This window comes from Marinobacter sp. SS8-8, from assembly GCF_030540945.1.
GTDB lineage: Bacteria > Pseudomonadota > Gammaproteobacteria > Pseudomonadales > Oleiphilaceae > Marinobacter.
In genome coordinates, this window is the sequence record NZ_JASSVN010000003.1 from 147181 (window position 1) to 170984 (window position 23804).

Sequence of the window (23804 nt, forward strand, 5' to 3'; positions counted from 1 at the left end):
TTTGGCGAATACTAAAAAGACCCCCGGCTTTGAGTTGAATCAACACCAGAATCGAGACTATTGTTACCAATACCAACGAGAGCCTCCCGGCCAAAACCCACCAGGCGCAAACCGTGTTCTATCTGCGAGCTTTCAGTCATTCCCTTGTGCATGCTCTGAGGAACCTGTGCCCGATCATTGCCGTCGTTCTCTTCTTCCAGCTCGCGATTCTCCGGCAGATGCCGGAGAATATACTCGGGATGACGGTGGGATTGCTGATCGTGGCGGTGGGGGTTGCCCTGTTCCTCCAGGGGCTTGAATTAAGCATTTTCCCGGTCGGCAAGAGTCTCTCCAATCAGTTCGCCCGCAAGGGCTCGGTGCCCGTTCTGCTGTCGTTCGGTTTCGCGATGGGTTTCTCGGCTGTGGTGGCAGAGCCCGCGCTGATTGCCGTGGCCCAGCAGGCCGAGGAAATCAGCGCGGGCAAGATCAAGGCCCTGACCCTGAGAATCCTGGTCGCCGTCTCCGTCGGACTGGTGGTTGCCGTCGGTGTGTTCAGAACCATCTTTGGTTATCCGCTGCACTGGTTCATGATCACTGGCTATATCACAGTTGTCATCATCACCTGGTTTGCGCCTCCGGAGATTGTCGGCCTTGCCTACGATTCCGGCGGCGTGACCACCAACATCGTTACCGTTCCCCTCATTGCAGCCCTGGGCATTGGCCTTGCCACCTCCATCCGGGGCCGAAATCCGCTAATGGACGGGTTCGGACTGGTTGCCCTCGCTGTCATGGTCCCCATGATCACCGTTCAGTTGTATGGAATCGTTGTGTATTCCGGGGAAACCGCGGATCCATCCGTTTTGCCGGCCCTGGTTGACAATGCACATGTGGAGGACACCCCGGTTCTGCTCATGATGTTGCTGGATCTGGCTGAAATGATCCGGGATGTACTCCCGATCATTATCACCATTCTGTTCTTCCAATACCTGGTCTTACGCCGGGGGCTAACCAATCCGCGCAGGATTCTGTCCGGATTTGCACTGGTTGTCCTGGGGCTCTATGCCTTTGTTGTCGGCCTGAAGCTTGGCCTTTTTCCGATTGGCACCAGCATGGCCGAGCAGTTGATGAGCATGGAGGGTTTCATGTTCGTTTACCTCTTTGCGTTCATGATCGGTTTTGCCACGACAATGGCAGAACCTGCCCTGATCGCTATCGGACACCAGGCAGAACAGGCGGCAGCCGGAACCATCAATGGCAACGCCATCAGGATCATCGTGGCGGTCGGGGTGGCTGTGGGCATAACCGTCGGGGTACACCGGATTATCAGTGGCGACTCGATTCACCAATACATCATCGGCGGCTATATTCTGGTCATCTTTCTGACCACGCTGGCACCGAGGTACATCATCCCATTGGCCTATGATCTCGGTGGCGTCACCACCTCTGAGGTAACGGTGCCCCTGGTGACCGCACTGGGCATCGGCCTGGCGAGCAGCATAGAGGGCCGCAACGTACTGATCGACGGGTTTGGCCTGATTGCCTTCGCGTCCATCTTTCCAATTGTTACGGTGATGAGCTATGCCATCATTGTTGAAATGCTTGCAAAGCAGAGGAAAACAGAGCCATGAAATTTTCCGTACTGGTTGCCATTGTTCCCGAGGATCAGGAACAGGATTGTGTTGATGCGTCGAGAGAGCTGGGCGCCGGGGGCATAACGGTGCTTTCGGGCCGGGGCATCAGTAACACCGCCAGGAAAACGTTCTTCGGGCTGACCTACGACGGCAGCCAGAGCGTTTTGCTGATGGTACTGGAGAAGAGCCTTTCACTTGATATTCTGAAAGCCCTCCAGAAAATTCTCATGCCCGACCACAACGATTCACAGGGGCTTGTGTTTACCCTGCCCCTGGAACACCTCGGAGGGATCGATATGTCACAGGTCGAGAAATTCGAACAACACCTGAAATGTTCACTGTATCCGGAGAACAACAATGAAACTGGTTAAAGACGTGATGGTTCGGGACATTATCACCATTACTCCGTTTGCCACCATCCGTGAGGCGCTGTTGATGATGAAGCAGCATTCGGTGAAATCACTGGTGGTGGAGAAACAGGGCGAACACGATGCCTGGGGATTGATCACCTATACCAACGTACTCAAAACCGTGGTCGCCGAAGACGGCGATATCGACCTTCTGAACGTTTACGACGCCTGCGCCAGGCCCGTGATCAGCGTGGGTGAGAGCCTGAACGTCCGGCATGCGGCAAGTCTGATGAGCAAATACCGCGTCAAGCGCCTTCTGGTACTGGCGGACAACGACCTCAAAGGTTTTGTGGTCATGGATGACATTATGGCCGCCCTGCTCGAAAGCATCGACTGAGAAGCACTCAGGTCAGGCACAGCACCACCAGCCGGTCACCGGGCTGTAACTCCAGATAGTCCTTGCGGGGCGGATTCAGTTGCAAGTGGCGTCCACGTTCATTGGCCTTCTGCCGAAAGACGCCCAGGGCCAGCTCACCTTCTGCCGCCACGGTCTTTTCCAGAACCTGGAACGTAGCGCTGGCGGGCAACGGGTAATCCGCGGGATCCCGGAAGTGGATCTCGGCCCCGCCGACGGTGAACAGTTCATCCAGCACCACCCGGAGCTCGCGCCTCAAGGCCACCTGGGCAAGGACGTGACTCAGAATCATGGGGCTGATCAGCATTTCACTCTGGTGCCCGTACAACAGGTGCCGGTTGTCCGGATCGCTCAGCTCCATAATCAGCTGGGGGCGCTTTGTGGATTCGGCCAGAATGTCCTCCAGTTGAAGGTAGCCAACCATGGCCCGGGCATCGGCTTCTTCTCCTGACGCCAGTCGGTCGCTGCTCAGCAGGATAACGGTATCGTAACTCGCCGGCCCGATCCGGCGCAGTTCGCCCTCCACCATGTAATCGCCCTCGATATGGCGACAAGCCACCCGTTCAGCGTTATCAACATACTGGGCAATGGCCTGCTCCCGTTCGGTTTTTGGCACCACGGAAACCAGATTAATTTCAAAATGACGGTGCCCGTAACTGATGAACTCAGCCACCAGGCTCGGTACTCGCCGGTTCCAGCCCAACACCAGAACACGGTGGTTTATCTGGTCGGCAGGCCGGTCTACCCTCACCGCCGGACCTCTCACAAGCTCCGGCAAGGTTGCCTTTTTTGGATCCGGTTCGGTCTCGGAGTAGTCCCGGGCCATGATCACCACCCGGTCTTCTGCATTGATCCGCGAGTCCGAAGGCGCCAGCAGGCACACATCCCAACCCGAGCCCCGGTGCTTCAACAAGCCCAGCACGATGACCTCAGGCCGGGCCGCGGCCAACTCGCCAAGTGTCATTCCTGCCAATGATTCCCCACCCCGGAGGTAGATTTCATTCCCATCGCCGGCGGTGAGCAACTCGTTGTAAACCTCTGACAACCCCGGATGCAGGATGTTCTGAACCATCAACCGGCTGATGGTGGCATCGCCGGCCACAACTTCCACTGCTCCTGGATAGGCCCGCTCAACCACTGGAAGCTTGCGGACGTCCTGGATCTCAGCCACCACAAACGGTAGAGGCAAGTGCAGCTGCCGTGCCTGAGCGGAAATGGAAAGCAGCGCCTTGACAGTTTCCACATCCGAAGTCACCAGGCTGCCGGCTTCATGGACTGCACTAGGCACAATAACTGCTGCCGCGTCCAGGCAGGCCACCCTGTGCAAGGCATCTGGCTGGATCGCCGATCCGGAGCGCAGGATGATCTGGCGTGCCCTGCGCCCGATACCGGGCTCACTCCGCAGTTCATGAACCTGGGCCGCCGAGGCGTCCTCCGACAACACCACCAGGTTCAGCTTCTGAGCATCGTGCTTTTCCAGGAACCGTCGCATCCGGCCGCTGGAGCCCAGCAATTCCGAGAGTAGCGGCAGAGTCTGGCTGGTCCAGCCCAGCACCACCACATGGTTCTTAAGGGTCACCGGAGTGAGCCCCCGCTCAAGGTCTGCCATTTTGGCAATCAACCATCGGGTCAGGATGGCCACCAGCGTACCCATGAACACCACATAGCCACTGATGGTCAGCAGGGTTGAGACAAACCGCTGCCAGGTACCCACATCGTCACCCAGGTAACCGGGATCGGTCAGCCTCAGGAACGCCCACCAGATGGCCGAGCCCGGGTCCGCATATTCCCCGCCCTGAGGCACCACCAGCAGGCCGCCGACAAGCGAGATCAGGCCAATAAAAACACCGACCACCAGAAGCTGGAATCCGGCTCCTTTCACCAGTTGGCGTTCCACAAGGAATTTCAGACGGTCGATCAGCCGGAAAGGCAGCATGGCATTCCTCTTGTCCAGAGCATTTTCAATGCCTAAGGGTAAACTATCCGGGAACTTTAAGAATCAACGTCTTATCCGGAGGGCTGATCAGATTCAGAAGCGGGATTACTGATCAGACGCAACGCTTCTTCCAGGGAGGAAGTATAGCAGCTGACGCCGGACACCGGCGTCACACCCGCGCGAGCCAGGGTTCTCAACGGCTGAAACTGAAGATCGGCAATGACAATCCGCGTGCCGTCCTGTTCGCAAGTGTCAATCAGCTTGTTCAGGGCAGACAGGCCCCCGGCATCAAGAATAGTGACGCCGTCCATATACAGGATAAACCCGCGGGCTTCCCGGGACAGTTCCGCCAGTTCTCCAAAAATCCTGTCGGCAGCAGCAAAGAACAGTGGCCCGTTGATTTTGAACACCTGCCAGCCATCAGGCAAGCCAGGGTCAGCAATCCGTCTGTTCAGCGTGATGTCCGTCACCTTGGTCATCTGGGCCATTTCACGCATGAAGAGAACCGCCGCCAGTAAAACTCCGGCGGTAATCGCAATGACCATATCGAGCACAACGGTGAGAAAGAAGCAGGTCAGGAAAACAAGGATGTCGCTGCGCGGCGCTGTTTTCAGAAGATGCACGGATTTGGGCGCCTCACTCATGTTCCAGGCCACCATCACCAGCAGCGCTGCCATGGCCGGCATGGGCAGATAAGCCAGAAGACCGGCAAGCGATACCAGCGCCAGCAGCACGACTAGCGCATGAACCATGGCGGAAACCGGTGATTCCGCACCCGCCCGGTAATTGGCGGCGGAGCGCGCAATGGCAGCGGTGGCGGTGATACCACCGAAAAAAGGCGTGATGATGTTGCCAATGCCCTGCCCCATCAACTCACTGTTGGCACTGTGGCGCTTACCGGTCATGCCATCGAGCACCACCGCACACAGCAGGGATTCGATGGCACCGAGCATGGCGATGGCGAAGGCCGCCGGCAGTAGTTCCCGGACCAGGGTCCAGGACAGTCCGATGGGTTCCCCGGAGGCCCCCATTTGCCGCCACGGCCAGGCAAACTCGGGCAAAAAGGGCGGAATGCCCGCCCCCATACTGCCATCCGGCAACAGGTAGCTGAACCTTGAGCCGATGGTTTCGATAGGTGCGCCGTTGGCATTGAACCACAGGGCAAGCAAGCTACCGACAATAACAGCCGGGAGATGCGGCGGCACAGGGGTTTTCAGTCTCGGCCAGAGCAGCATCACCGCAAGGGTTACGCCGGCCACCAGGGTACTCATCCCATCCAGTTCCGGCAGCGCACCGGCCAGCACCGACAGCTTATCCCAGTAGTATTCAGGCATATCGCCAACCGGCAGGCCAAAAAAGTCCCGGATCTGAAGCGTGGCGATCACTACCGCAATGCCACCAGTAAACCCCAGGGTTACCGATTCGGGAATGTATTCAATAAACCGACCTAGCCGCATCAGGGCCATAGTGATCAGCAACACCCCCGACATCAGGGTTGCCAACAGCAAGCCACCCAGCCCATAGGTCTGGGCAATCGGGTATAAAATAACCACAAAGGCAGCGGTGGGGCCGGAAATACTGAAACGACTACCTCCGGTCAGTGCAATCACAAAGCCGGCAATGATGGCCGTGTAAAGCCCATACTGGGGCGCAACGCCACTGGCGATGGCCAGAGCCATGGCCAGTGGGATGGCAATGACCCCCACCGTGACACCGGCCATAAGATCACGCAGCAACCGGTAGCCGCTGTAACGTTCGTCCAGACAGGATTCGCGAAGGGCGTGGGCCAGCCGGAGGGAAAACAGGTGCGCGCGGTGGGGCATGAAAGACTCATTTATTGCAACACGACGGGTGACATTATATGCTCACTGAATCTACATTCAATGTTAATGTAATTAACATATGACAGGTATTTCACAGAGAGATGAGCACCCGATGGAAAACCGCACTGCGCGCCTGACATTATTGATCGACCCGGAAAAAAAGGTCGCCTTTGAAGAACTCTGCAAGCAGGAGGATGTAACGCCCTCCCAAAAAGTCCGTCAGTTTATCCGGGAATACGTGGAGGAAAGGCTGGGACCAGACTGGCGCGAAGGTCGCAAAGACAGATCCTGATGAACGCCGGAGCCTATTGATTGCCATGAAACCTCTCGCGCCGGCCCTGTTACTCTCTACCCTGTTTGTACTCAACGGATGCACTGCCATGTCCCGCTTCAGCAGCCCGAAAGCTCTGACCATGCCGCAAACCCAGTACGACGCCCGGATCGTTGAGCCGGAAAGCGGCGCCGCCCTCACTCCGGAGCAACTGGCCCGGCGCCTCGCTGAAACGGATGTCGTGATCCTAGGCGAATATCACGGGCACCATGGCTCGCATTTGCTGCAATCCCGGCTTCAGACCGCGCTCTATCGGCAGCAACCCAGGCAGATCCTGTCCATGGAGCAGTTCAATCTGGACCATCAGCCCGAACTGGACCGGTACCTGCGGGGTGAAACCGGGGAAACAGAAATGATTGAGGATGCCGCCGCCTGGGACAATTACCGGGGTTCCTACCGACCCGTGGTGGAATTTGCGCGCCAGCAGAATCTGCCGGTCATCGCTGCGAATGCGCCTGCGGATGTTGTTCGCTGTGTCGGCCGCAAGGGGCCTTCCTATCTCGATCAGGTTTCCGGGAGTATCCGGCAGGCACTGCCCTCCGATCCATTCACGGACACCCCCGCTTACCGTGAGAAGTTTGCCGCGGCCATTGGCGCGAGCCACCAGGCCGGCAGCACCCTAAACGAACGCATGGAGAACACCTACAAAGCCCAGTTGCTCCGGGATAACACCATGGCGGCACGCCTTCTCGAGGCCAGGGCCACATTTCCAGGACATCAGGTGCTGCACCTGACCGGCACTTTCCATAGTGAAGGCGGGCTGGGAACCGTGGCATTACTGAAACAGCGGGCCCCGGAGCTTTCCGTTGCCGTTATCAGCCCGGTGTTCTGGCCGCCAACGAACAACAGGCCACCCCTGGAACAGAATCGGTCAAAAGGGGATTTCCTCTACTTTATCCGGCCACTGCCCGACGAATTCAAGGACCCGGAGCGCGAACGCGAAGCCATGACGGCCCGTTTCCAGCGCTCCGCCAGCAAAACCTGCGACTGACGAAACGACCGCTGCTATTGGCCTGAAAGTCCTGGCTCGCGGCCAGGCACCTCCCGGAACACGGACAGGTCCTGATCACCGAACAGGACAAACCGGACAAGACGCACGGAGCCGAGCGATGGCAGGGTACCGGCCACCGCTTTCATCGCCACGGTGGCGGCATTGGCCGGCGGATACCCGAACACACCGGTGGAAATAGCGGGCAGGCTTACTGGGTTGCCACCATCTCATCGGTCACCCGATACTCACCCGCCAGCCAGCGCAGAATCTCATTGGCGGCAGGGTGATCAAAAGCGTCGTAGGTGTGCTGGAGGCTCTGTCGCTTTTCATCACTGATCCGGCCCAGGCCGGCATCCTGCAGTGCCAGCAAATCAGCGTGGATCTGCGCCGCCAGTTCCCTCCCAAGCACTTCCCGGGCGACATGGCGAAACGCCTGACCATACTGGTAAGAAGGCCCCAGACGGTAGGACTCCGCGAGCGTGATCGCCGGGATGGCAGTCAGGGTTGGTTGCAGGGCCGGATTGATACCATGGCCGGCCAGGTGGGCCGCGTTGGCTGCCGGTCTTCCGGTGAAGGCACGCAGGTGTAGATGTTGCGACATCCGGTCGCCATCATTGACCGGGTAATTGTCCCAAAGCACCGGCTTGCGCCCGAGCAGATCCCCGACCCGTTTCAGGTGCCCGGGAGAAATTTCCCGGGAACAGACCTCCTCGCCGGTCCAGAATATATTGACTGAATGGTCCAGCTTGCGGCCCAGGGTTTCCAGGTAATCCACCGGGCGCTCCCCGAACACCCGGTCCAGTACCGGATCGTCGGAATAGTAACTGGGGCAGACACTCAGATGCTTGATGGTTGTGTGCTCGCGAATCCAGTGCACGATCTCCACCTGGGTGACGGCAAGATCCGGTGTATCCGCCCGCATGTCGTCAAACAGGATGGCCAACTCATCAATACCGATTCGTTCCAGCAAAGACAGCTTTCCGGAAAGAGCCGCACGGGCATCGCCATCAAACCGGTTGAATATTTCGAACGGGCTCAGGCCCACCCCGAAACGCATACCCTCGTGCCCGCAGAACCGCGAGAACTCCGCCAGCTCCGAGGCCATGGCCGGCGGGTGCGGCTGCCGCCATTTGCGACGCAGGAAGGCATCGGCTTTCGGGGCATACAGATAAAACCCGTAACCATGGGGTGACAGGGTGTGGACCAGTTGCCGGCGCTCCTGCCAGGTCCACATGGGGCCGTAGAATCCCTCAATAACTCCCAGAGTCGTTGTCATGGCTATACTTCACTCCAGCGGGTTCCCGGGGCTTCGAATCCTGTCGCCCCCAAATAGCAATTTTGACTAGACTGATCAATATTGCCAACTACTGACACGATCATTCTCTGCCAGGAGCATTCCGATGGAAATAAAAAAATTCGAGGATCTGATTGACTGGACTCGCCAATTGCACGGGTATCTTTCCCGGTGTCTGCATGAATCAGCGAGCCTGAACAAGGACGAGCGGGCCAGCGCCCTGCTCGATTACCTGGCCAGTCACGAAACCCTGCTTGAAAAAGCCGTGGGCGAATTTGAGAAACAGGCCGATCAGAAGGCAATGAAAACCCGCCTCTACGACTACCTGAACCATAAACCGATCAAGGCCGGCCAGGCTTCCGATACCCATTATGCCGACATGACATTCAGGGACATCGCGCGCGAAATCTTTCAGTTTCACGACCAGGTGATGGACCTCTACAATTCTCTGATCGGAAAGGCTGAGATTCCCGAGGCCAAGTCACTGCTGGAGGATCTGCTGGCTCTGGAGGAGCACGAAGCCATGCGCCTCGCCAGCCAGATCAGCCGGATGGAAGATATCTGATCCGCGTTACGACAAAGGTCGTACGACCGGCGGTTTTTGATTTCGTTTGTTAACGATAATTGCTAACGTCAACTAGCATCCAGAGTGGTCTTGCCCCAAAAAGGGCGAAACGCTCGACTCACAAAAACGATAAGAGGATAGAAGAGCAATGAAGATCCGTTCTGTTCTTTCCGCGGCTGTGCTGGCTGTGGCAACAACCTTTGCCGCCACGCAGGCGCTCGCCCAGGAAACCTTCACCCTCCGCCTCGCAGAAACCTGGGGGCCAAACTTCCCGATTTTCGGTGATACCACCAAGCGCATGGCCAAACTGGCCGAAGAGATGTCCGATGGCCGCCTGCGCATCCGCATCGATTCCGCCAACAAGCACAAGGCACCGTTCGGCGTGTTTGACATGGTCAAGGCCGGCCAGTACGACATGGGTCATTCAGCGTCCTACTACTGGAAAGGCAAGGTGCCGGAAACCCTGTTTTTCACCAGCATGCCATTCGGCATGACCGCCATCGAACAGTACGCCTGGTTCTATCAGGGCGATGGTATGGAACTGATGCAGGAAGTGTACAGCCCGCACAACCTGCTGTCGTTCCCGGGCGGTAATACCGGTGTTCAGATGGGTGGCTGGTTCCGCAAGGAAATCAAGTCGCTGAAAGATCTTCAAGGCCTGAAGATGCGGATTCCGGGCTTTGCCGGCGAGGTGTTTGCCGAAGTCGGTGTCAGCCCGACCAACATTCCGCCGGGCGAGCTGTACACCGCCCTGGAACGCAACACCATTGATGCGGTTGAGTGGGTAGGTCCGGCCCTGGATCTGCGCCTTGGTTTCCAGCAGATTGCCGACTACTATTACACCGGCTGGCATGAACCTGCGACCGAGCTGCAATTCCTGGTTAACCAGAATACCTGGAATAAGCTGCCGGCCGACCTCCAGGCAATTCTGAAGACTGCCATGCGCGTGTCGGCCTATGATATGCTCGTCCAATCCCAGCACGCCAACGCTGAAGCCTGGGCAAACATCAAGGGAGAGCACCCGAACGTCCAGATCAAGCAGTTCCCCACGGACGTATTTCAGGCCATGTACAACGCCAATAAAAAGCTGCTCAAGGAAGCGGCCGCTGGCAGCAAGCAGGCAGCGCGTATTATCGAATCCCAGGACGCGTACCTGAAAAAAACCCGCGCCTACACGGACATTTCCACGCGGGCCTACCTCAACACCATGGCTGAAGTCGAGTAAGATATCGACTGTTACGGAGCCGGGATCGCTCTCAGAGTGGTCCCGGTTTTGTCGTTTATAGCAATCGCCAATCCGGTTGGCGGAGGATCTGTAATGCGCTGGATTATCAAACTGGACGAAGGCCTGGCCCGCCTATCCAATCTCTGCGGCTGGGTGGCCTGTGTGGCCATGATACTGATGGCCGCCAACGTATTTTACGACGTCGTGGCCCGCTACGCGTTTAACGAAGTGTCCATCGGTATGCAGGAGATGGAGTGGCACCTGTACTCGGTGGTGTTCCTGCTGGGCATTCCCTACGCCCTGCGCACCGACGGCCATGTCCGGGTGGATATTTTCTACACCAATTGGAGCAATAAAGCCAAAGCCTGGGTAAACTTGGTGGGCGCTTTCATATTTGTGATTCCGTTTGCCTACCTGATCGGCATCTACGGGTACCATTATGCCCTTGACTCCTACAGCATGGGTGAGGGCAGCGGCGACCCCGGCGGCCTCCCCTATCGCTGGATCATCAAATCAGTCATTCCGGTCACGGCATTTTTTATCGCTGCCGCCGGTCTCAACATGGCAACCTTTGCCCTGCGCGTCATGTCGGGTGAAAAATCCTACGAAGTGGAGCATAGCGCGGGAGGCCTGGCATGATCGGTCTAATCATGTTCGGAGCAGCCCTTATCCTGTTAATGCTGGGCTTCCCGGTAGCCTTTACCTTTGGTGGTGTAGCGCTGTTTTTCGGGGTCTTCTCCGAGGGTATGGACCTATTCGCTTTCATGCCATTCCGGATCATGAGCGTCATGCAGAACAAGGTCCTCATGGCGGTTCCCCTGTTTATTTTCATGGGCGTAGTGCTGCAGCGTACCCGGCTGGCGGAGCAACTGCTGACCTCCATGGGTCGCCTGTTCGGTGGCCTGCCTGGCGGCCTGGCCATTTCCACGATTCTCGTTGGGGCCTTGTTGGCGGCGTCCACCGGCGTGGTCGGCGCCAGCGTGGTGGCCATGGGCCTGATTTCCCTGCCGGTCATGCTTGCGCACAAGTATGACAAGCGTCTGAGCACCGGCACCATCTGTGCCTCGGGTACTCTGGGGCAGATCGTGCCGCCGTCGATCATCCTGATCATCCTCGGCGATGTCCTTGGGCTGCCGGTGGGTGATCTGTTCAAGGCCGCGGTCTGGCCCGGCGTCGTGCTGGTGGGACTCTATATTACCTATATCCTGATTCTTACTCGCCTGAAGCCAGAGATGGCACCGGCCATGCCCGATACCCCTGGGGTCAGCCGCAAAAAAGAAGTCCTGAACGCCCTGTTGGCCATCATCCCGCCTCTGGCGTTGATTGTGGTCGTCCTTGGTTCCATTTTCGCCGGCATTGCAACACCGACCGAATCCTCGGCCCTTGGCGGCGTGGGCGCGGTGGTCCTGGCCGTCCTTTACCGGCAGTTTTCTTTCCAGATGGTCTGGGACGCGTCCAAGGACACGGTGAAGGTCACCGCCATGGTGTTCGCGATCCTGATTGGTGCCACTGCCTTTTCCATGGTGTTCAGCTACACCGGCGGTGATTATCTGCTGGAAGACTGGCTGCACATGCTGCCGGGTGGCGAGTGGGGCTTCATCATCCTGGCCATGCTGGTGATCCTGATCCTCGGTTTCTTCATCGACTTCGTGGAGATTTCGTTCATCATCGTGCCGATCCTGGCGCCGGTGGCCGAAGCCATGGGCATCAACATGCTGTGGTTTGCGATCCTGGTCGCCATGAACCTTCAGACGAGCTTCCTGACCCCGCCGTTCGGATTCTCTCTGTTCTACCTGAAAGGCGTGGCTCCACCGGAAGTCCGGACCATCGATATCTACCGGGGCATTGTGCCCTTTATCCTGATCCAGATACTGGTGCTGGCGCTGATCGTGGTATTCCCCGAATGGTTTGGCATGAGCGCCTCTTACTGACCACGTACTGACCACGCCAGAATACCGGGCCCCGGGGCCCGGTATTCCTTGCCGGCGCGGACCAGGGCGTTGCGGCTGAGCTACGCTCCTGATAGTTTTCCTCTGTAAGGTACCCACCTGACAAAATCCGACAGTTTTCTATACTGAACGGACAACCGTCGGTTCCCGGGCAGCTTGGGAACCACTGGCGCAAAGCGTCAACGAATGACATTGATGTTGAGGCTATCAAGGGAGAGCGGAGTCCATGAACCAGAGTACTGCCCAGAAAACCCGTGAAAACGGACAAGAATCCAGACCCCACGTTCTGACCCTGCCACTGGAGGACACCCGCGCTGACCGGTCGCCCCATACCTACGAGCGCTGGCTGATCGCCAAGCTCATGCGCATGGCAGGTTCTCCGCCGGTCCGGTTCCGGCTCTGGAATGGCGATGTCATTGAACCGGAGGGGCAATGTTGGAAGTTTACCCTGCACCTGACCGACCCCAAGGCCCTGTATGCCCTGGTCACCAACCCCAACCTGGCCTTTGGCGATCTGTACAGCGCCGGACGGCTGGAAGTGGAAGGCGATTTGCCAGACCTGATGGAGGCCCTTTACCGGGCCGTTCATCAGGCCCGCCGGAAATGGCCGAAATGGCTGGAGGCCCTGTGGCGCAATCACACCCCGCGATCCGCCGGCATCTCCGAAGCCAGGGAAAACATCCATCACCATTACGATCTCGGTAACGAGTTCTACCGGCTCTGGCTGGACAACGCCGAAATGCAGTACACCTGCGCCTATTACGAAACCCCGGACCTGAGCCTGGAACAGGCCCAACTGGCAAAGCTGGAACACGTCTGCCGCAAGCTCCGGCTCAAACCCGGCATGACCGTTGTCGAGGCCGGCTGCGGCTGGGGCGGGCTGGCCCGCTACATGGCCCGTAATTACGGGGTGAAAGTCCACTCCTACAACATTTCCCGGGAACAACTGGACTACGCCCGAAAAGAGGCCCACAAACAGGGGCTGGATCATCTGGTCGAGTACGTTGAGGACGACTACCGCAACATCAGCGGCCAGTACGATGCCTTTGTGTCCATCGGCATGCTTGAGCATGTGGGCAAGGAAAACTACGAGTCCCTGTCCGAGTTGATTAAACGGAGCCTCAAACCCGACGGCATTGCCCTGCTCCACAGCATCGGTCGTAATCGCCCGATGCTGATGAACGCCTGGATCGAGAAACGAATCTTCCCGGGCGCCTATCCACCGAGCATCGGTGAATTCATGCAGATCTGCGAACACGGCGATTTCTCGGTACTGGATGTGGAAAATCTGCGCCTGCACTATGCCCAGACCCTCAGCCACTGGATGGAGCGCTTCAACGAGAACGAAGACAAGGTAACCGCCATGTACGACGACCATTTCACCCGGGCCTGGCGCATGTACCTGGCCGGCTCCATGGCCGCCTTCCGGGCCGGCTCCCTGCAGCTGTTCCAGGTTATCTTCACCCACGGTGACAATAACCGGCTGCCACAAAGCCGGCAGGATCTCTACAACTTTCCCGCGGCACCCGAGGAGGCCTGATGGACTACTATGATCTGATCATCGTCGGTGCCGGCCCCGCAGGCTCCACCCTGGCCAGTGCCCTGGGGAACAGCGGCAAACGAATACTGATCATCGACAAACAGGATTTTCCCAGAGACAAAACCTGTGCGGGCTGGGTAACGCCCGCAGTGATGAAAACCCTGAATATCGACCCGCAAGACTATGGGACCAGCCGAACCCTGCAGCCAATCCGGCGCTTCCGCATTGGCATGATGGGGCAAGCCGCCGTGGAAAACGATCACGGCGACGTGGTCAGTTATGGCATCCGCCGGTTCGAGTTTGACCAGTACCTGCTCAGCCGTGCTACCTGCCCGAAGCAGCTTGCCACGCCCGTCAAATCGATTGTCCGAAGGGAGGGGAACTGGGTCATTAACGACACCTGGGAAACGCCCCTGGTGGTGGGTGCGGGCGGCCACTTCTGCCCGGTGGCGCGGCTGCTTGGCGAGGGGCCCGGCAGCCATGAGACCGTGGTTGCCGCCAAGGAAGTTGAATTCGAGATGACATCGGAGCAGGCGTCGGTCTGCCAGGCCCGGGGCGACACACCGGAACTCTGGTTCTGCCGGGACCTCAAGGGCTACGCCTGGGTCTTCCGCAAAGGCAATTACCTGAATATTGGCCTGGGCCGGGAAGACAACCACAAACTGACCGGCCACCTGCAGGCATTCGTGGAGGAGATGAAGTCAGCCGGACGTATCCCGGCGGATCTGCCCGGGCACTTCAAGGGCCACGCCTATCTGCTGTATGCCCATGCCGAACGGCCATTGGTGGATGATGGCATGTTGCTGATCGGTGACTCGGCCGGTCTTGCCTATACCCAGAGCGGTGAAGGCATACGGCCAGCGATCGAATCAGCCCTGATGGCAGCGGATGTGATTCGCCATGCCCCTGACTCTTCCGCCTCTTCGCTGCAGGTATACGGCGAGGCCATTGCAGAACGCTTTGGCAACCGTGCCGCCGACACGGAGCAAGGCTGGCAGGTGCCGGACTGGGTCAAGATGCCCCTGGCCAGCACCCTGATGCGGTCACACTGGTTTACCCGGAAGGTGGTGACGGAGAAGTGGTTCCTGCATCAGGAAGTGCCGCCACTTCAGGCTGCCATCTGACACTGCCGGAAATAACCCCGGGAGCACCGTTACCGGTAAAGAGCTTAAAAATGGCGGCCTGGTGAAAGCCGCCATCAATCCTGGAACTCCGGTTCAGTGGCCGAGGTAGCTGCGGTACATCCAGACCGTCTTTTCCTGCTGGGATATGTAGTCACTCATCAGCGCCACCGTGCCTTCGTCTTCTGCTTCGCCTGCGAGGTTGAGCAGTGCACGTTGCTTGCCAATCAGCTTGGCAAAACTGTCTACGATGTTCTCCATGGCGTCCTTACCATCGGAAACATCCTTGCGCTCGGGCACCTCGGAGCGTTCGATGTAGGTGCTGTAGGCATGGGCAGGACGATGGCCAAGAGTGAGCACCCGCTCGGCAATCTCGTCGATTTTCAACAGCAGATCGTCGTAGAGCTCTTCAAATTTCACATGCAGCTCGAAAAAGTTGTCACCCTTGATGTTCCAGTGGTACCCGCGCACGTTCATGTAAAAAATCTGGTAATTGGATAGCAGCTCGTTGAGCGAGTCTGCAAGTTTTGCGGTCTTCTCGGTATCCAGACCAATAAAGTTCTTACCCATAGCGTGTCTCCTTGACAGCGAATGAAAAATTGACCCGTTAATCGTAAGCCAGATCACTGAAATTTGTGAAGTTTAGTTCGCCAATACCCCCGATAGTACTGTTTTATCCATACTGGAGCCGGTTCAGATTCCCGGCCCGCAATCAGTGCAGCCTTCCTCCGGCGCCGGGCCGAACATCTCCGCGCCCATGAACAGACCACTGCCGTGCTCACCATATACCCTGAGTAGCCCGCAATTCTTTCCGATAACGCGGCTCCGGCCCTGGTCTTCAAAGGACACCTCACCGACCGCAAAGCGGCCGTGACAGCGTTCATCCACCTGATTGATGGTCAGCCCCACGGTGGCAATCTGTGGATCGGTGAAGACGACGGCCAGCGGCGTCCGGTCGCCGCCAGCAGGTAATCGAACATCTCGGCTTTTTCGCCGCCAGTGCCATCGGAAAGAGTAATGGCAACACCATCATCAACCCGCTCCACTTTTCGTTTGTTCATAACAACAGTCTCCTGAGGGGCATTCCCAGAGCCCGGGAACCGAAGAAGGTTCGGTCGGATATGGCCTTTATATGGCGCTGGCAACCGGGCTCTGGTTCGCCATGGTAGCCGTTTTCTTCACCCTGCCGAAGGTACGCAGGAGCTTCAATCGCATTGGCCACTGGCTGGACCGGTTAATGGGTGGCGTACTGCTTGTGCTGGCCGGCCAGCTACTGTTGTCTACAGTGAGCGGATCAGAGCCTCCGTCTGGGCCCACCCCAGGCACGGATCGGTAATCGAACAGCCGTAACGCAAGTCCTCACCATCGTTCTGACGGCCCGATTCCAGGAAGCTCTCCAGCATCAAGCCGCAAATATGGCGGTTGCCGGCCCGGCGCTGAGCCATCACCTCCCGGCTGATATCCAGCTGGCACTCCGGTTGCGGACACTCCCAGGTGGTGGTGTGGATGGCTGGCCGATCTCATGGCATCTGTTGCAACGGCAATACCGCCATCGGTGCCGTTCTTGAAGCCGGTCGGCATCGGCAGAGCAACTTCCTGTCGATGCAGAGCCAAAGACTCCGCTGTCTCGTCTGTCAGTTCGGTGTTCAAGGGCATGTTCATGTCAGTGTTCCCGTTTTCCTGCGTCAGAATCAAAAAGCCCCGGCTGGGCTACCAGTCGGGGCTTTTTGATTCCGGTGGCAGCCTGGCGCCGAAAACTTGCAGAACATTCAATTGACAGATCGCGTGCGTCGTCTTCATGCTTTTCAAGCTATACCCCCCGGTTTTCAACTTGGCAACCCGTGTGCCGGAATTTGTCAGTTCCGGCAGTACGGTTGGGAGCGAGCAATGACCGCACATTCTGGACGATACCCGCTATACCTCTTGCTGGCCGCACTCCTCGGCTTGTGTTCAGGCCGCGCCGTGGCCCAGGCGGAGACCCGGGACTACCAGCTCAACAACCGGTCCGCGGAGGATGTGGCGGCACAGGTTCGCCAGCTTTACCAGGGTTCTTCCGTCGCTGTCACCGCTCGGGGGGCACAACTGGTGGTTCGCGGCGAGCCAGAGCTGCTGGATGAAATAGGAAGGCTCGTTGAGACCCTTGATGTCGCGCCGGTTCAGCTCCGGATTACCGTTCGCTCCAGAACCGATACAGGGGGCAAGCGGTCGGGAGCCGGTATTTCTGCGTCCGGGGACCGGGTGGAACTTTCGGCACAGCGGCGCGTGACCAGTACCGGCAGCACCCAGGAGAGAACGCTGGTTATGCAGGATGGCCAGTCCGCCCATATCACTTCAGGCCAGATCCGGACAATTCCGGTCGCCGTCCGGGGTGGCCGGAATCCGGCCGCCTTCCTTGAGCAGGTTGAAACCCGAAGCGGGTTTCTGGTCAGCCCGCAGGTAATTTCCAATCAGGCGGTTGAGCTGAGCATTGTTTCGTTCGAGGAGGACCCGGCGAGTCTGGACGGCTATGAAACCGAAGCCGTGGTCACCACCCGACGGGTCGAGCCAGGGCAGTGGGTGTCACTGGGCAGCACAGCAACCAGCTCGGCCGGGGAACGCAGCGGAATCACCTATCAGGTGAACAGCAGCCGCTCCGACAACCGGAGCTTTGAGGTCAGGGTCGACCTTCTGCCCTGACCTCAGGCTTTGCGTTTGCCCAGCAGAACCTGCTTGGCTTCGTTGAGTTTGGCGGCGAGGTAATCGTTACCCCCCCGGTCAGGGTGAAGCTTTTGCATCAGCCGGCGATGGGCCATCACGATGTCCTCTTCAGAACAGCCGGCTTTCACTCCGAGGACGTCACGGGCTTCGCGCACCGACATCTGGCCACTCAGCTCACTGGCCGGATCCGACTGCCGGTTTTCCTGCCCGGCGCCCCCACCCTGCCGCTTGTCCGCAAACATCCAGTTTAGGGCTGGGGCGTATTTCAGCAACGCCGGCAGCTTGCGCAACAGTGGAATAACGGCAGCCACTGCGGCGGTCAGCACTTGGATGCGACCCGTCAGAACCATAAAAAACAGAAGGGCACCACCCACCACCAGGACAACTTTCCAGGTAGCGGCCTTTTTCTTCTCGGCGGACAACGCGCCCCACTGCTTCAGAATCACAAACACGGCGGCTGCCAACGCGATTCCCAGAATCCACTGCATGGTTGATCCTTACCTTGAGTACGGTCGTAATTCTGTCACTGTATCCTGTCGCATTACCAGCGCCTCTGCTCTGGAAACCGGCAAACCGGGGTGGCCGTCTGTTTGTGCGGGTCCGACCAACCGGACATCGCCCCGGGTTCGCGTCCGATCTCGTGCTCTTGCTAAAGATCAAATATACTGCCCTGGACGCTGCGTTTTTGACGCACTGTTATCCCCACGGATTTGGGTTTGTTCTTTTATTTTTATGGCTTGCGACAAAAAGCACCCTTTTCCGCTGGAGACTTCCTTCCGGATCACCTTATTTTCTTATTTAATATCAGTGCTCTATGTTTGCGAATGAGCGCTGGTAAGTGAGAATGCTGATGACCAAGAAACGAACTCAGCATGGAACTGCGATGCGTTATCGCGCTGTTTCCGCGTACCTGATTTTAGCGTTGACTCTGTCATGTTTTGCACCGGGGGCAGACAGCGCAGAGCCCGGGATGTCTGAGCTTTCCCCCATCGAGGTTCCGAACGCTCCAGAAACGCCCGCACCGGTGGCGATTGAGGAGTTGTCAGATTCCCGGTCGGGTATACAGGCAGAGATCCGTTCGCTGGAGGAAGCACTGACACAGCGACAACAGGCGCTGGAGGATACACGGGAACGACTTGCCTTTGCCGAAACCTGGCGGAAGCGACTGGATGCTGAGCACCAGGGGCTGCAACGGCGGCTTCAAACCGCCGGTCTGGACCTGACCGAAGATTATGCCAACCTGCTTCGCCGCCGGTTGGACCGGCTGGAACGGCAGCACCTGGCCGACAACCTGACGACAACCATCAAAAGTCAGTTGGAGGCGGCACGCATGGAGCAGTTCCGGCTGGAGGAGTTCGATGCCCTCCTGCAGCCATCAGCTATAGCCAATGATCGCCTGGCTCAGCGCCGGGCGGACCTTCTGGCGAAACTCGGTACAGCCGTAACGGCCCATCTTGAAGTGCTGAATGACTACTTTGTGTCGGTCAATGCCACCCAGGAGCTCATTATCGCCTATCAGTCCCTGTTGCGGCAGCGACTGTTCTGGCTGCCCAGCACCGACCCCATACGGGTTCAGTCTTTCTCAGAGCTGGCTGCCGCCGTTGCGTGGTTGCTGAGCCCCACCCGGTGGTACGAGCTATTGCAGTCAACGCCGAAGGCATTGCGGACCCATCCGGTTCCGTTGGTGATATTGGCATTACTTCTGGCGGCGCTTGTGACCACCAGAGCCAGGACCCGGCGCGCGCTGGAAGCAACAGGGGAGACTATTGGCAACGTCGCCCGGGATCACGCCCGCCATACCTTTGCGGGCCTGGGTTACTCCATCGCCCTGGCTCTGATGGGCACGGTTGCGCTGGCGTTTCTGGCGCTACTGGTCTCGCAGGGGGGAGAGTTTGGCGCGGCGCTGTCCACTGGGCTCCGGAACGCCGCATTTCTGTTTTTTCTGCTCAGCATGGTTTACCAGGTTTCCCGTTCCGGCGGGCTTGGCGAACGCCACTTCAAGTGGCGTGCCGACACCCTCAAGGCCATCCGCCGTGGTATGCCCAGGCTGATGTTTGTTATGGTGCCAGCGGCAATGCTGACACCCTTGACCGAGGCCGCCATCGGAGAGTCGTTCCGGGACAGCCTGGGACGTGTCATCTTCGCACTGGCGTCCATTGCGCTGTCGTTGTTCGCCCACCGGGTTCTGAAACCCCGTCTGGCGCGAGAAGTTGAGGGCAGGGCGCCCCTGATGCCGCGGCTGATCTATCTGGCTGTTGTCGCCACACCACTCGTTCTCATGGCGTTTTCGCTCTATGGCTACCATTACACGGCAGTCCAGCTTGAGGGCACCCTGTTTTTAACCACCTGCTGGGTGGCCATCGTCGCCCTGCTTTACTACCTGGCCCTGAGAGCACTTTCAGTGCGGGAGCGGCGAATGGCGCTTGAGCGACTGAGAGAGAAACGCGCCGCCCAGCAGGAACTGGCGGCGGCAAGAGAAGCCGCCGATGCATCCGGAGAGGGGCTGCCGACGACGCTGGACATGCCGGAGATGGACCTGCAGGCCATCAGCAGCCAGAGCAAGGCGTTGTTGCGGATACTTGCCGGGGCGCTGACCGCCGTCGGCCTCTGGCTGCTTTGGGCCAATGTCTTTCCCGCCTTTCGGTTCCTGAATGAAATCACGCTCTGGACCGTTGCGCCACTGACCGAAGGGGGCCAGGCCCTGGTGGTAACATTGGAAGATCTGTTGCTATCGCTATTGTTCGGTTTGGCAACGATTCTGGCGGCCCGTAACTTGCCGGGCACCCTGGAAGTGGCCTTGCTCAGCCGAATGAAGCTCGCGCCGGGCACTGGCTATGCCATCACGACGCTGGTCACCTATGTGATCATCATCGTTGGCGTTGTGGTGACCTTCGGCGCCCTTGGCGCCCAGTGGTCCAAGCTCCAGTGGCTGGTCGCCGCGCTGGGCGTGGGGCTCGGTTTCGGATTACAGGAAATCGTTGCCAATTTTGTCTCAGGCATCATTATCCTGTTCGAACGGCCCATTCGTGTGGGTGATACTGTGACCGTGGGTGGAACAACCGGCACCGTTGCGCGCATCCGTATCCGGGCAACCACGCTGATCGACTGGGACCGGAAAGAGCAGATTGTTCCCAACAAGACCTTTGTGACCCAGGACCTCACCAACTGGACACTGTCGGATTCCATTACCCGTGTCATCGTGCGGGTGGGCGTGGCCTACGGTTCGGATATCGACACGGTCCAAAGCCTGCTCAACGATGTCGCCACGGCCAACAGCAGGGTGGTCAAAGACCCGCCTCCGTCGGTGTTCTGCGTAGCACTGGCGGACAGCAGCATCAACTTTGAAATGAGAGTGTTCGTGAAATCCATGCTCGACATCATGCCGCTATCTCATGAGGTGTATGCTGCCATCACCCGGACATTGCGCGAGGCGGGGATTCAGATTCCATTCCCGCAGCGGGATATCCACATAATAACCGACACCCAGAGCACAGACTCGTGACACGCCTGTATTGGAAGTACCGGTTTTCCCGGAAAAATAGATGCCCCGGTTTTCCGGCGAATTATGGACAGATGCCGGCGTGACCGGCAAAGTGAATACCCGTTGCCTCCAGCAACGGGTGATCCTGGCAAAGACAATGAAAACACCGGGTTGGCGCAGCGCAAAGCGCTGGCAATCAGCGAAGAAAAGCCCAAATCAGGAAGGGCCTGAAGGAGAAGTTGGGAATGGAATTAACCGCACATCGTACGTTCTATGATTGCCCGGTGAGCGAGAAACTGCTTTACACATCGTTTCTGCTGCTTATCGGTATTGGTTATCTGATGGCGCTAACCTACCTGTATACCAGCCATGAAGGGCATGACGGCGAACCGGGCTTGTCCATGCAGGACATTGTCGACAACTACTATGGGAACCGCAGTGGAACGCGACTGGAGGCAGCGATCCGTGGCCCGATGGCCGGGTACATCCAGCAACTCGAGGATCGCGACCAGATCGTAGCCTGGTTGAAGGATGAAGGATCCGAGAAAAGGTATGATGCCGATATACGTCCTATCCTGGAAAAAAGCTGTCTGCAATGCCACAGCCCCGCCTCAGGATTGAATGTGCCAGATTTGTCCACCTATAAGGGTATCAGGCAGGTGGCGGAGGTAGATACCGGCGAATCCCTGCATACACTGATGAAGCTATCACATATCCACTTGTTCGGCATCGGTCTCGTCGCGCTGGGAATCGGAATCATTTTTCGTCTCTCCGCTTTGGCTGAGTGGCTCAAGACGACGCTGATGGTTTCGCCCTTCGTGGCAATCTTCGCCGATATCCTGGCCTGGTTTCTTACCAAGTGGGACCCGTTCTACGCTTACACCGTGGTGGCATCTGGTGTGCTGCTCGGGCTGGCGTGGGGGGCACAAATCCTGATCTCACTGTATCAGCTCTGGTTCCTGCGGGCGCCGGAAGCAAACAACTCTGTCAACTAAAGCTAGGAGAACAAGGTATGCACATATACTCGGTGAAAACATTCTGGGCAGCTGTATTTTTGGTGATCGGCCTGAGCAGTCTTAGCAGCATAACCGCAGCGGCAGATGCCCCGGAGAATTTCCAGGTGATCGATGGTGTGGCAATCTATCTGGGCGTGATACCACCGCAGATTGTCCAGGGCCACCCCAGCGAGCATCCGGAAGCCAGTATGCATGGCGGTTTACCGGCCAAAGGCCACCGCGATCACGTGGTCGTGGCCCTGTTTGACAATGCCACCGGGAAGCGCATTGAGGATGCACAGGTGACCGGCGGCGTAATGGAGATCGGCCAGGGCAGCAAGAAGAAAAAGTTCGACCCCATGCCCATTGCCGATAGCGTAACCTATGGAAATTACTTCAATATTCCAGATAATGAGGTATACCACATCAATTTGCAGATTATTCGCCCCGGTGTACAGGGTGTCCTGGAGGCACAATTTACACATCGACACTTCGGTAAGTGAAGTACCTGGCCCCATGCCGCAGGTTCATAAAACCGACCGGGGTGGGGCTACTGAGGCTGGTGGATCAGGCGATTGAGGCGGGTCTTCGGGGCGAGCAGGTGTTACCGCTTGATTCGTGACAGCCAGGGTAGATTTTTCGCCCAAGGATTGATACTTTCCGATCATATTTTGGGTGCTTCACCACGGAACCGGTGATCGATTCATCGATAACCCCCCAAAATAAAACATCCGATCTTCAAGGACCGAAGACATGCCCCAGGCCAATGGACTGCAGTTCACCGCCCGCATTGGCGGACGTCCCCGGGATTTCTTCGCGGTGGTTGGCCTTGAGCTGACCGAATCGCTGTCGAGCCTGTTCCATGGCCGGCTGGATCTGGCCTTTCTCGAGCGTCTGTCGGCCGAAGAAGGCTGGCACTACCGCTACAAGGGCGAAGGCAGCAACGAACTGAGACTCGAAGACGAAGCGGACAAAGAACAGGTTTACATTCATGCCCAGAAAGACCTGGACCTGCTGACCGGGAACAACCGCTAACGCTGGACGAGTATATAGAGGCACTGGAGCAAACCGGTAGTGCCATCACACTGACTCAAAATGGCCAGGCGGAAGGGGAGCCCCGGGGTTTCTACCTGAACTGCCACGGCCTGCCGGCGAATGCCCTCAATCGCCCCATCAGTCAACTGCCCCAGCATAAGGTCTCCCTTGCGTGCTGGCGCGTTCAGCCGGAAACCGGCTGGACGCCATGGACTAAACATCCAGAAACCTGGGTTCGGTCCATGGCTCCGGTTCTGGATACGTTGCAAGTGGCACAGTTAACTACCTGTCACCCTTGCCGCTACCTACTGGTCTGCCTCCCGTTGACCACAGTCATATCGTCGCGGACGTTCGTAATGAATACCTGGAGCTGGGTGCCTTCACGCCTAATGTGCTTAGTTGGCAAGTAACCATCGGTGGTCCTATGGTCATGCTTGTTATTACTT

26 protein-coding genes and 1 pseudogene are annotated in these 23804 nt (G+C 58.0%); 17 read left to right on the plus strand and 10 right to left on the minus strand.

Translation table 11 applies throughout. The features are described 5' to 3' along the window. The first annotated feature begins 113 nt into the window (after positions 1-113). Genes QPL96_RS04525 through QPL96_RS04535 form a run of 3 tightly spaced genes read left to right on the plus strand, consistent with a single transcriptional unit; the run spans position 114 to position 2357 of the window. Positions 114-1607: a DUF1538 domain-containing protein gene (locus QPL96_RS04525; protein ID WP_303285854.1), complete on the plus strand. Its 1494-nt coding sequence runs from the start codon at positions 114-116 to the stop codon at positions 1605-1607. Then, positions 1604-1981 (plus strand): transcriptional regulator, encoded by a 378-nt coding sequence (locus tag QPL96_RS04530; RefSeq protein ID WP_303285855.1) that lies wholly within the window; start codon positions 1604-1606, stop codon positions 1979-1981. The genes QPL96_RS04525 and QPL96_RS04530 overlap by 4 nt, the downstream gene beginning before the upstream one ends. Next, complete coding sequence (locus QPL96_RS04535; RefSeq protein ID WP_303285856.1) at positions 1968-2357, plus strand: CBS domain-containing protein; 390 nt, start codon at positions 1968-1970, stop codon at positions 2355-2357. Before QPL96_RS04530 ends, QPL96_RS04535 begins: the two co-directional genes overlap by 14 nt. Positions 2358-2364: 7 nt before the next feature. Here QPL96_RS04535 and QPL96_RS04540 read toward each other — a convergent pair whose 3' ends face one another. Beyond that, positions 2365-4311 carry an ion channel DMI1 gene (locus QPL96_RS04540; protein ID WP_303285857.1) on the minus strand — a complete coding sequence of 649 codons (1947 nt, stop codon included), beginning with the start codon at positions 4309-4311 and terminating at the stop codon, positions 2365-2367. 71 nt (positions 4312-4382) lie between these two features. Then, entirely contained in the window at positions 4383-6134 is a 1752-nt protein-coding gene (dauA, locus tag QPL96_RS04545) for a C4-dicarboxylic acid transporter DauA (RefSeq protein WP_303285859.1), read from the minus strand. 112 nt (positions 6135-6246) lie between these two features. Between dauA and QPL96_RS04550 the strand changes: the two genes are divergently transcribed. Both QPL96_RS04550 and QPL96_RS04555 read left to right on the plus strand, forming a co-directional pair. Continuing rightward, complete coding sequence (locus QPL96_RS04550; protein WP_303285861.1) at positions 6247-6426, plus strand: CopG family transcriptional regulator; 180 nt, start codon at positions 6247-6249, stop codon at positions 6424-6426. A 25-nt stretch (positions 6427-6451) separates the two neighbouring features. After that, positions 6452-7456, plus strand: coding sequence for a ChaN family lipoprotein (locus QPL96_RS04555; RefSeq protein WP_303285863.1), 1005 nt, complete (start codon positions 6452-6454; stop codon positions 7454-7456). A gap of 14 nt (positions 7457-7470) precedes the next feature. Here QPL96_RS04555 and QPL96_RS04560 read toward each other — a convergent pair whose 3' ends face one another. After that, positions 7471-7608, minus strand: coding sequence for a hypothetical protein (locus tag QPL96_RS04560; RefSeq protein ID WP_303285865.1), 138 nt, complete (start codon positions 7606-7608; stop codon positions 7471-7473). Positions 7609-7664: 56 nt separating this feature from the next. Then, on the minus strand, positions 7665-8732 hold the full coding sequence (locus QPL96_RS04565) for a beta-N-acetylglucosaminidase domain-containing protein (RefSeq protein WP_303285866.1): 1068 nt from the start codon (positions 8730-8732) through the stop codon (positions 7665-7667). Positions 8733-8856: 124 nt separating this feature from the next. Between QPL96_RS04565 and QPL96_RS04570 the strand changes: the two genes are divergently transcribed. The 6 genes from QPL96_RS04570 (at position 8857) to QPL96_RS04595 (ending at position 15153) form a co-directional block, all read left to right on the plus strand. Then, a complete protein-coding gene (locus QPL96_RS04570) occupies positions 8857-9315 on the plus strand; it encodes an ATPase (protein WP_303285867.1) in 459 nt (152 codons plus the stop codon). A 148-nt stretch (positions 9316-9463) separates the two neighbouring features. Continuing rightward, complete coding sequence (locus tag QPL96_RS04575) at positions 9464-10540, plus strand: TRAP transporter substrate-binding protein (RefSeq protein ID WP_303285868.1); 1077 nt, start codon at positions 9464-9466, stop codon at positions 10538-10540. 93 nt (positions 10541-10633) lie between these two features. Continuing rightward, a complete protein-coding gene (locus tag QPL96_RS04580) occupies positions 10634-11179 on the plus strand; it encodes a TRAP transporter small permease subunit (protein WP_303285869.1) in 546 nt (181 codons plus the stop codon). Beyond that, positions 11176-12471 (plus strand): TRAP transporter large permease subunit, encoded by a 1296-nt coding sequence (locus QPL96_RS04585; RefSeq protein ID WP_303285871.1) that lies wholly within the window; start codon positions 11176-11178, stop codon positions 12469-12471. Before QPL96_RS04580 ends, QPL96_RS04585 begins: the two co-directional genes overlap by 4 nt. A gap of 244 nt (positions 12472-12715) precedes the next feature. Then, positions 12716-14029: a cyclopropane-fatty-acyl-phospholipid synthase family protein gene (locus QPL96_RS04590; RefSeq protein WP_303285872.1), complete on the plus strand. Its 1314-nt coding sequence runs from the start codon at positions 12716-12718 to the stop codon at positions 14027-14029. Beyond that, positions 14029-15153, plus strand: coding sequence for an NAD(P)/FAD-dependent oxidoreductase (locus tag QPL96_RS04595; RefSeq protein WP_303285873.1), 1125 nt, complete (start codon positions 14029-14031; stop codon positions 15151-15153). The genes QPL96_RS04590 and QPL96_RS04595 overlap by 1 nt, the downstream gene beginning before the upstream one ends. Positions 15154-15246: 93 nt before the next feature. On the opposite strand, the gene QPL96_RS04600 is transcribed toward QPL96_RS04595, so the two are convergent. The 3 genes from QPL96_RS04600 to QPL96_RS04610 all read right to left on the minus strand — a co-directional run bounded on the left by QPL96_RS04600 (position 15247) and on the right by QPL96_RS04610 (position 16211). Further along, complete coding sequence (locus tag QPL96_RS04600; RefSeq protein ID WP_303285874.1) at positions 15247-15720, minus strand: Dps family protein; 474 nt, start codon at positions 15718-15720, stop codon at positions 15247-15249. A 123-nt stretch (positions 15721-15843) separates the two neighbouring features. After that, complete coding sequence (locus QPL96_RS04605; protein ID WP_303285875.1) at positions 15844-16059, minus strand: hypothetical protein; 216 nt, start codon at positions 16057-16059, stop codon at positions 15844-15846. Next, on the minus strand, positions 16050-16211 hold the full coding sequence (locus QPL96_RS04610) for a hypothetical protein (protein ID WP_303285876.1): 162 nt from the start codon (positions 16209-16211) through the stop codon (positions 16050-16052). Before QPL96_RS04610 ends, QPL96_RS04605 begins: the two co-directional genes overlap by 10 nt. Before the next feature lie 56 nt (positions 16212-16267). On the opposite strand from QPL96_RS04610, the pseudogene QPL96_RS04615 reads away from it, so the two are divergent. Then, a pseudogene (locus QPL96_RS04615) lies at positions 16268-16486 on the plus strand (lysine transporter LysE); the annotation flags it as partial. Here QPL96_RS04615 and QPL96_RS04620 read toward each other — a convergent pair. Beyond that, entirely contained in the window at positions 16431-16595 is a 165-nt protein-coding gene (locus QPL96_RS04620) for a hypothetical protein (protein ID WP_303285877.1), read from the minus strand. The pseudogene QPL96_RS04615 and the gene QPL96_RS04620 overlap by 56 nt on opposite strands. A 442-nt stretch (positions 16596-17037) precedes the next feature. Between QPL96_RS04620 and QPL96_RS04625 the strand changes: the two genes are divergently transcribed. Then, entirely contained in the window at positions 17038-17826 is a 789-nt protein-coding gene (locus tag QPL96_RS04625) for a secretin N-terminal domain-containing protein (protein WP_303285878.1), read from the plus strand. 2 nt (positions 17827-17828) lie between these two features. On the opposite strand, the gene QPL96_RS04630 is transcribed toward QPL96_RS04625, so the two are convergent. Continuing rightward, a complete protein-coding gene (locus tag QPL96_RS04630) occupies positions 17829-18335 on the minus strand; it encodes a DnaJ domain-containing protein (RefSeq protein ID WP_303285879.1) in 507 nt (168 codons plus the stop codon). A 482-nt stretch (positions 18336-18817) separates the two neighbouring features. On the opposite strand from QPL96_RS04630, the gene QPL96_RS04635 reads away from it, so the two are divergent. From QPL96_RS04635 to QPL96_RS04650, 4 genes are all read left to right on the plus strand, one after another. Next, on the plus strand, positions 18818-21349 hold the full coding sequence (locus QPL96_RS04635; RefSeq protein ID WP_303285881.1) for a mechanosensitive ion channel domain-containing protein: 2532 nt from the start codon (positions 18818-18820) through the stop codon (positions 21347-21349). A 224-nt stretch (positions 21350-21573) separates the two neighbouring features. Continuing rightward, positions 21574-22323, plus strand: a complete 750-nt coding sequence (locus QPL96_RS04640; RefSeq protein WP_303285882.1) for a hypothetical protein — start codon at positions 21574-21576, stop codon at positions 22321-22323. 17 nt (positions 22324-22340) lie between these two features. Continuing rightward, positions 22341-22826, plus strand: a complete 486-nt coding sequence (locus tag QPL96_RS04645; RefSeq protein ID WP_303285883.1) for a hypothetical protein — start codon at positions 22341-22343, stop codon at positions 22824-22826. 250 nt (positions 22827-23076) lie between these two features. Then, positions 23077-23358: a hypothetical protein gene (locus QPL96_RS04650; protein WP_303286149.1), complete on the plus strand. Its 282-nt coding sequence runs from the start codon at positions 23077-23079 to the stop codon at positions 23356-23358. Here the strand turns inward: QPL96_RS04650 and QPL96_RS04655 are convergent. Beyond that, entirely contained in the window at positions 23355-23579 is a 225-nt protein-coding gene (locus QPL96_RS04655; protein ID WP_303285884.1) for a hypothetical protein, read from the minus strand. The two genes, QPL96_RS04650 and QPL96_RS04655, sit on opposite strands and share 4 nt — an antisense overlap. Positions 23580-23804 lie beyond the last annotated feature (225 nt).

Coding starts and splice junctions, on each gene's coding strand:
- QPL96_RS04530 (WP_303285855.1), top strand. CDS start 1,604: ATGAAATTTTCCGTACTGGTTGCCATTGTTCCCGAGGATCAGGAACAG.
- QPL96_RS04535 (WP_303285856.1), top strand. CDS start 1,968: ATGAAACTGGTTAAAGACGTGATGGTTCGGGACATTATCACCATTACT.
- QPL96_RS04540 (WP_303285857.1), bottom strand. CDS start 4,311: ATGCTGCCTTTCCGGCTGATCGACCGTCTGAAATTCCTTGTGGAACGC.
- dauA (WP_303285859.1), bottom strand. CDS start 6,134: ATGCCCCACCGCGCGCACCTGTTTTCCCTCCGGCTGGCCCACGCCCTT.
- QPL96_RS04550 (WP_303285861.1), top strand. CDS start 6,247: ATGGAAAACCGCACTGCGCGCCTGACATTATTGATCGACCCGGAAAAA.
- QPL96_RS04555 (WP_303285863.1), top strand. CDS start 6,452: ATGAAACCTCTCGCGCCGGCCCTGTTACTCTCTACCCTGTTTGTACTC.
- QPL96_RS04565 (WP_303285866.1), bottom strand. CDS start 8,732: ATGACAACGACTCTGGGAGTTATTGAGGGATTCTACGGCCCCATGTGG.
- QPL96_RS04570 (WP_303285867.1), top strand. CDS start 8,857: ATGGAAATAAAAAAATTCGAGGATCTGATTGACTGGACTCGCCAATTG.
- QPL96_RS04575 (WP_303285868.1), top strand. CDS start 9,464: ATGAAGATCCGTTCTGTTCTTTCCGCGGCTGTGCTGGCTGTGGCAACA.
- QPL96_RS04580 (WP_303285869.1), top strand. CDS start 10,634: ATGCGCTGGATTATCAAACTGGACGAAGGCCTGGCCCGCCTATCCAAT.
- QPL96_RS04585 (WP_303285871.1), top strand. CDS start 11,176: ATGATCGGTCTAATCATGTTCGGAGCAGCCCTTATCCTGTTAATGCTG.
- QPL96_RS04590 (WP_303285872.1), top strand. CDS start 12,716: ATGAACCAGAGTACTGCCCAGAAAACCCGTGAAAACGGACAAGAATCC.
- QPL96_RS04595 (WP_303285873.1), top strand. CDS start 14,029: ATGGACTACTATGATCTGATCATCGTCGGTGCCGGCCCCGCAGGCTCC.
- QPL96_RS04600 (WP_303285874.1), bottom strand. CDS start 15,720: ATGGGTAAGAACTTTATTGGTCTGGATACCGAGAAGACCGCAAAACTT.
- QPL96_RS04610 (WP_303285876.1), bottom strand. CDS start 16,211: ATGAACAAACGAAAAGTGGAGCGGGTTGATGATGGTGTTGCCATTACT.
- QPL96_RS04620 (WP_303285877.1), bottom strand. CDS start 16,595: ATGGCTCAGCGCCGGGCCGGCAACCGCCATATTTGCGGCTTGATGCTG.
- QPL96_RS04625 (WP_303285878.1), top strand. CDS start 17,038: ATGACCGCACATTCTGGACGATACCCGCTATACCTCTTGCTGGCCGCA.
- QPL96_RS04630 (WP_303285879.1), bottom strand. CDS start 18,335: ATGCAGTGGATTCTGGGAATCGCGTTGGCAGCCGCCGTGTTTGTGATT.
- QPL96_RS04635 (WP_303285881.1), top strand. CDS start 18,818: ATGTCTGAGCTTTCCCCCATCGAGGTTCCGAACGCTCCAGAAACGCCC.
- QPL96_RS04640 (WP_303285882.1), top strand. CDS start 21,574: ATGGAATTAACCGCACATCGTACGTTCTATGATTGCCCGGTGAGCGAG.
- QPL96_RS04645 (WP_303285883.1), top strand. CDS start 22,341: ATGCACATATACTCGGTGAAAACATTCTGGGCAGCTGTATTTTTGGTG.
- QPL96_RS04650 (WP_303286149.1), top strand. CDS start 23,077: ATGCCCCAGGCCAATGGACTGCAGTTCACCGCCCGCATTGGCGGACGT.
- QPL96_RS04655 (WP_303285884.1), bottom strand. CDS start 23,579: ATGTTTAGTCCATGGCGTCCAGCCGGTTTCCGGCTGAACGCGCCAGCA.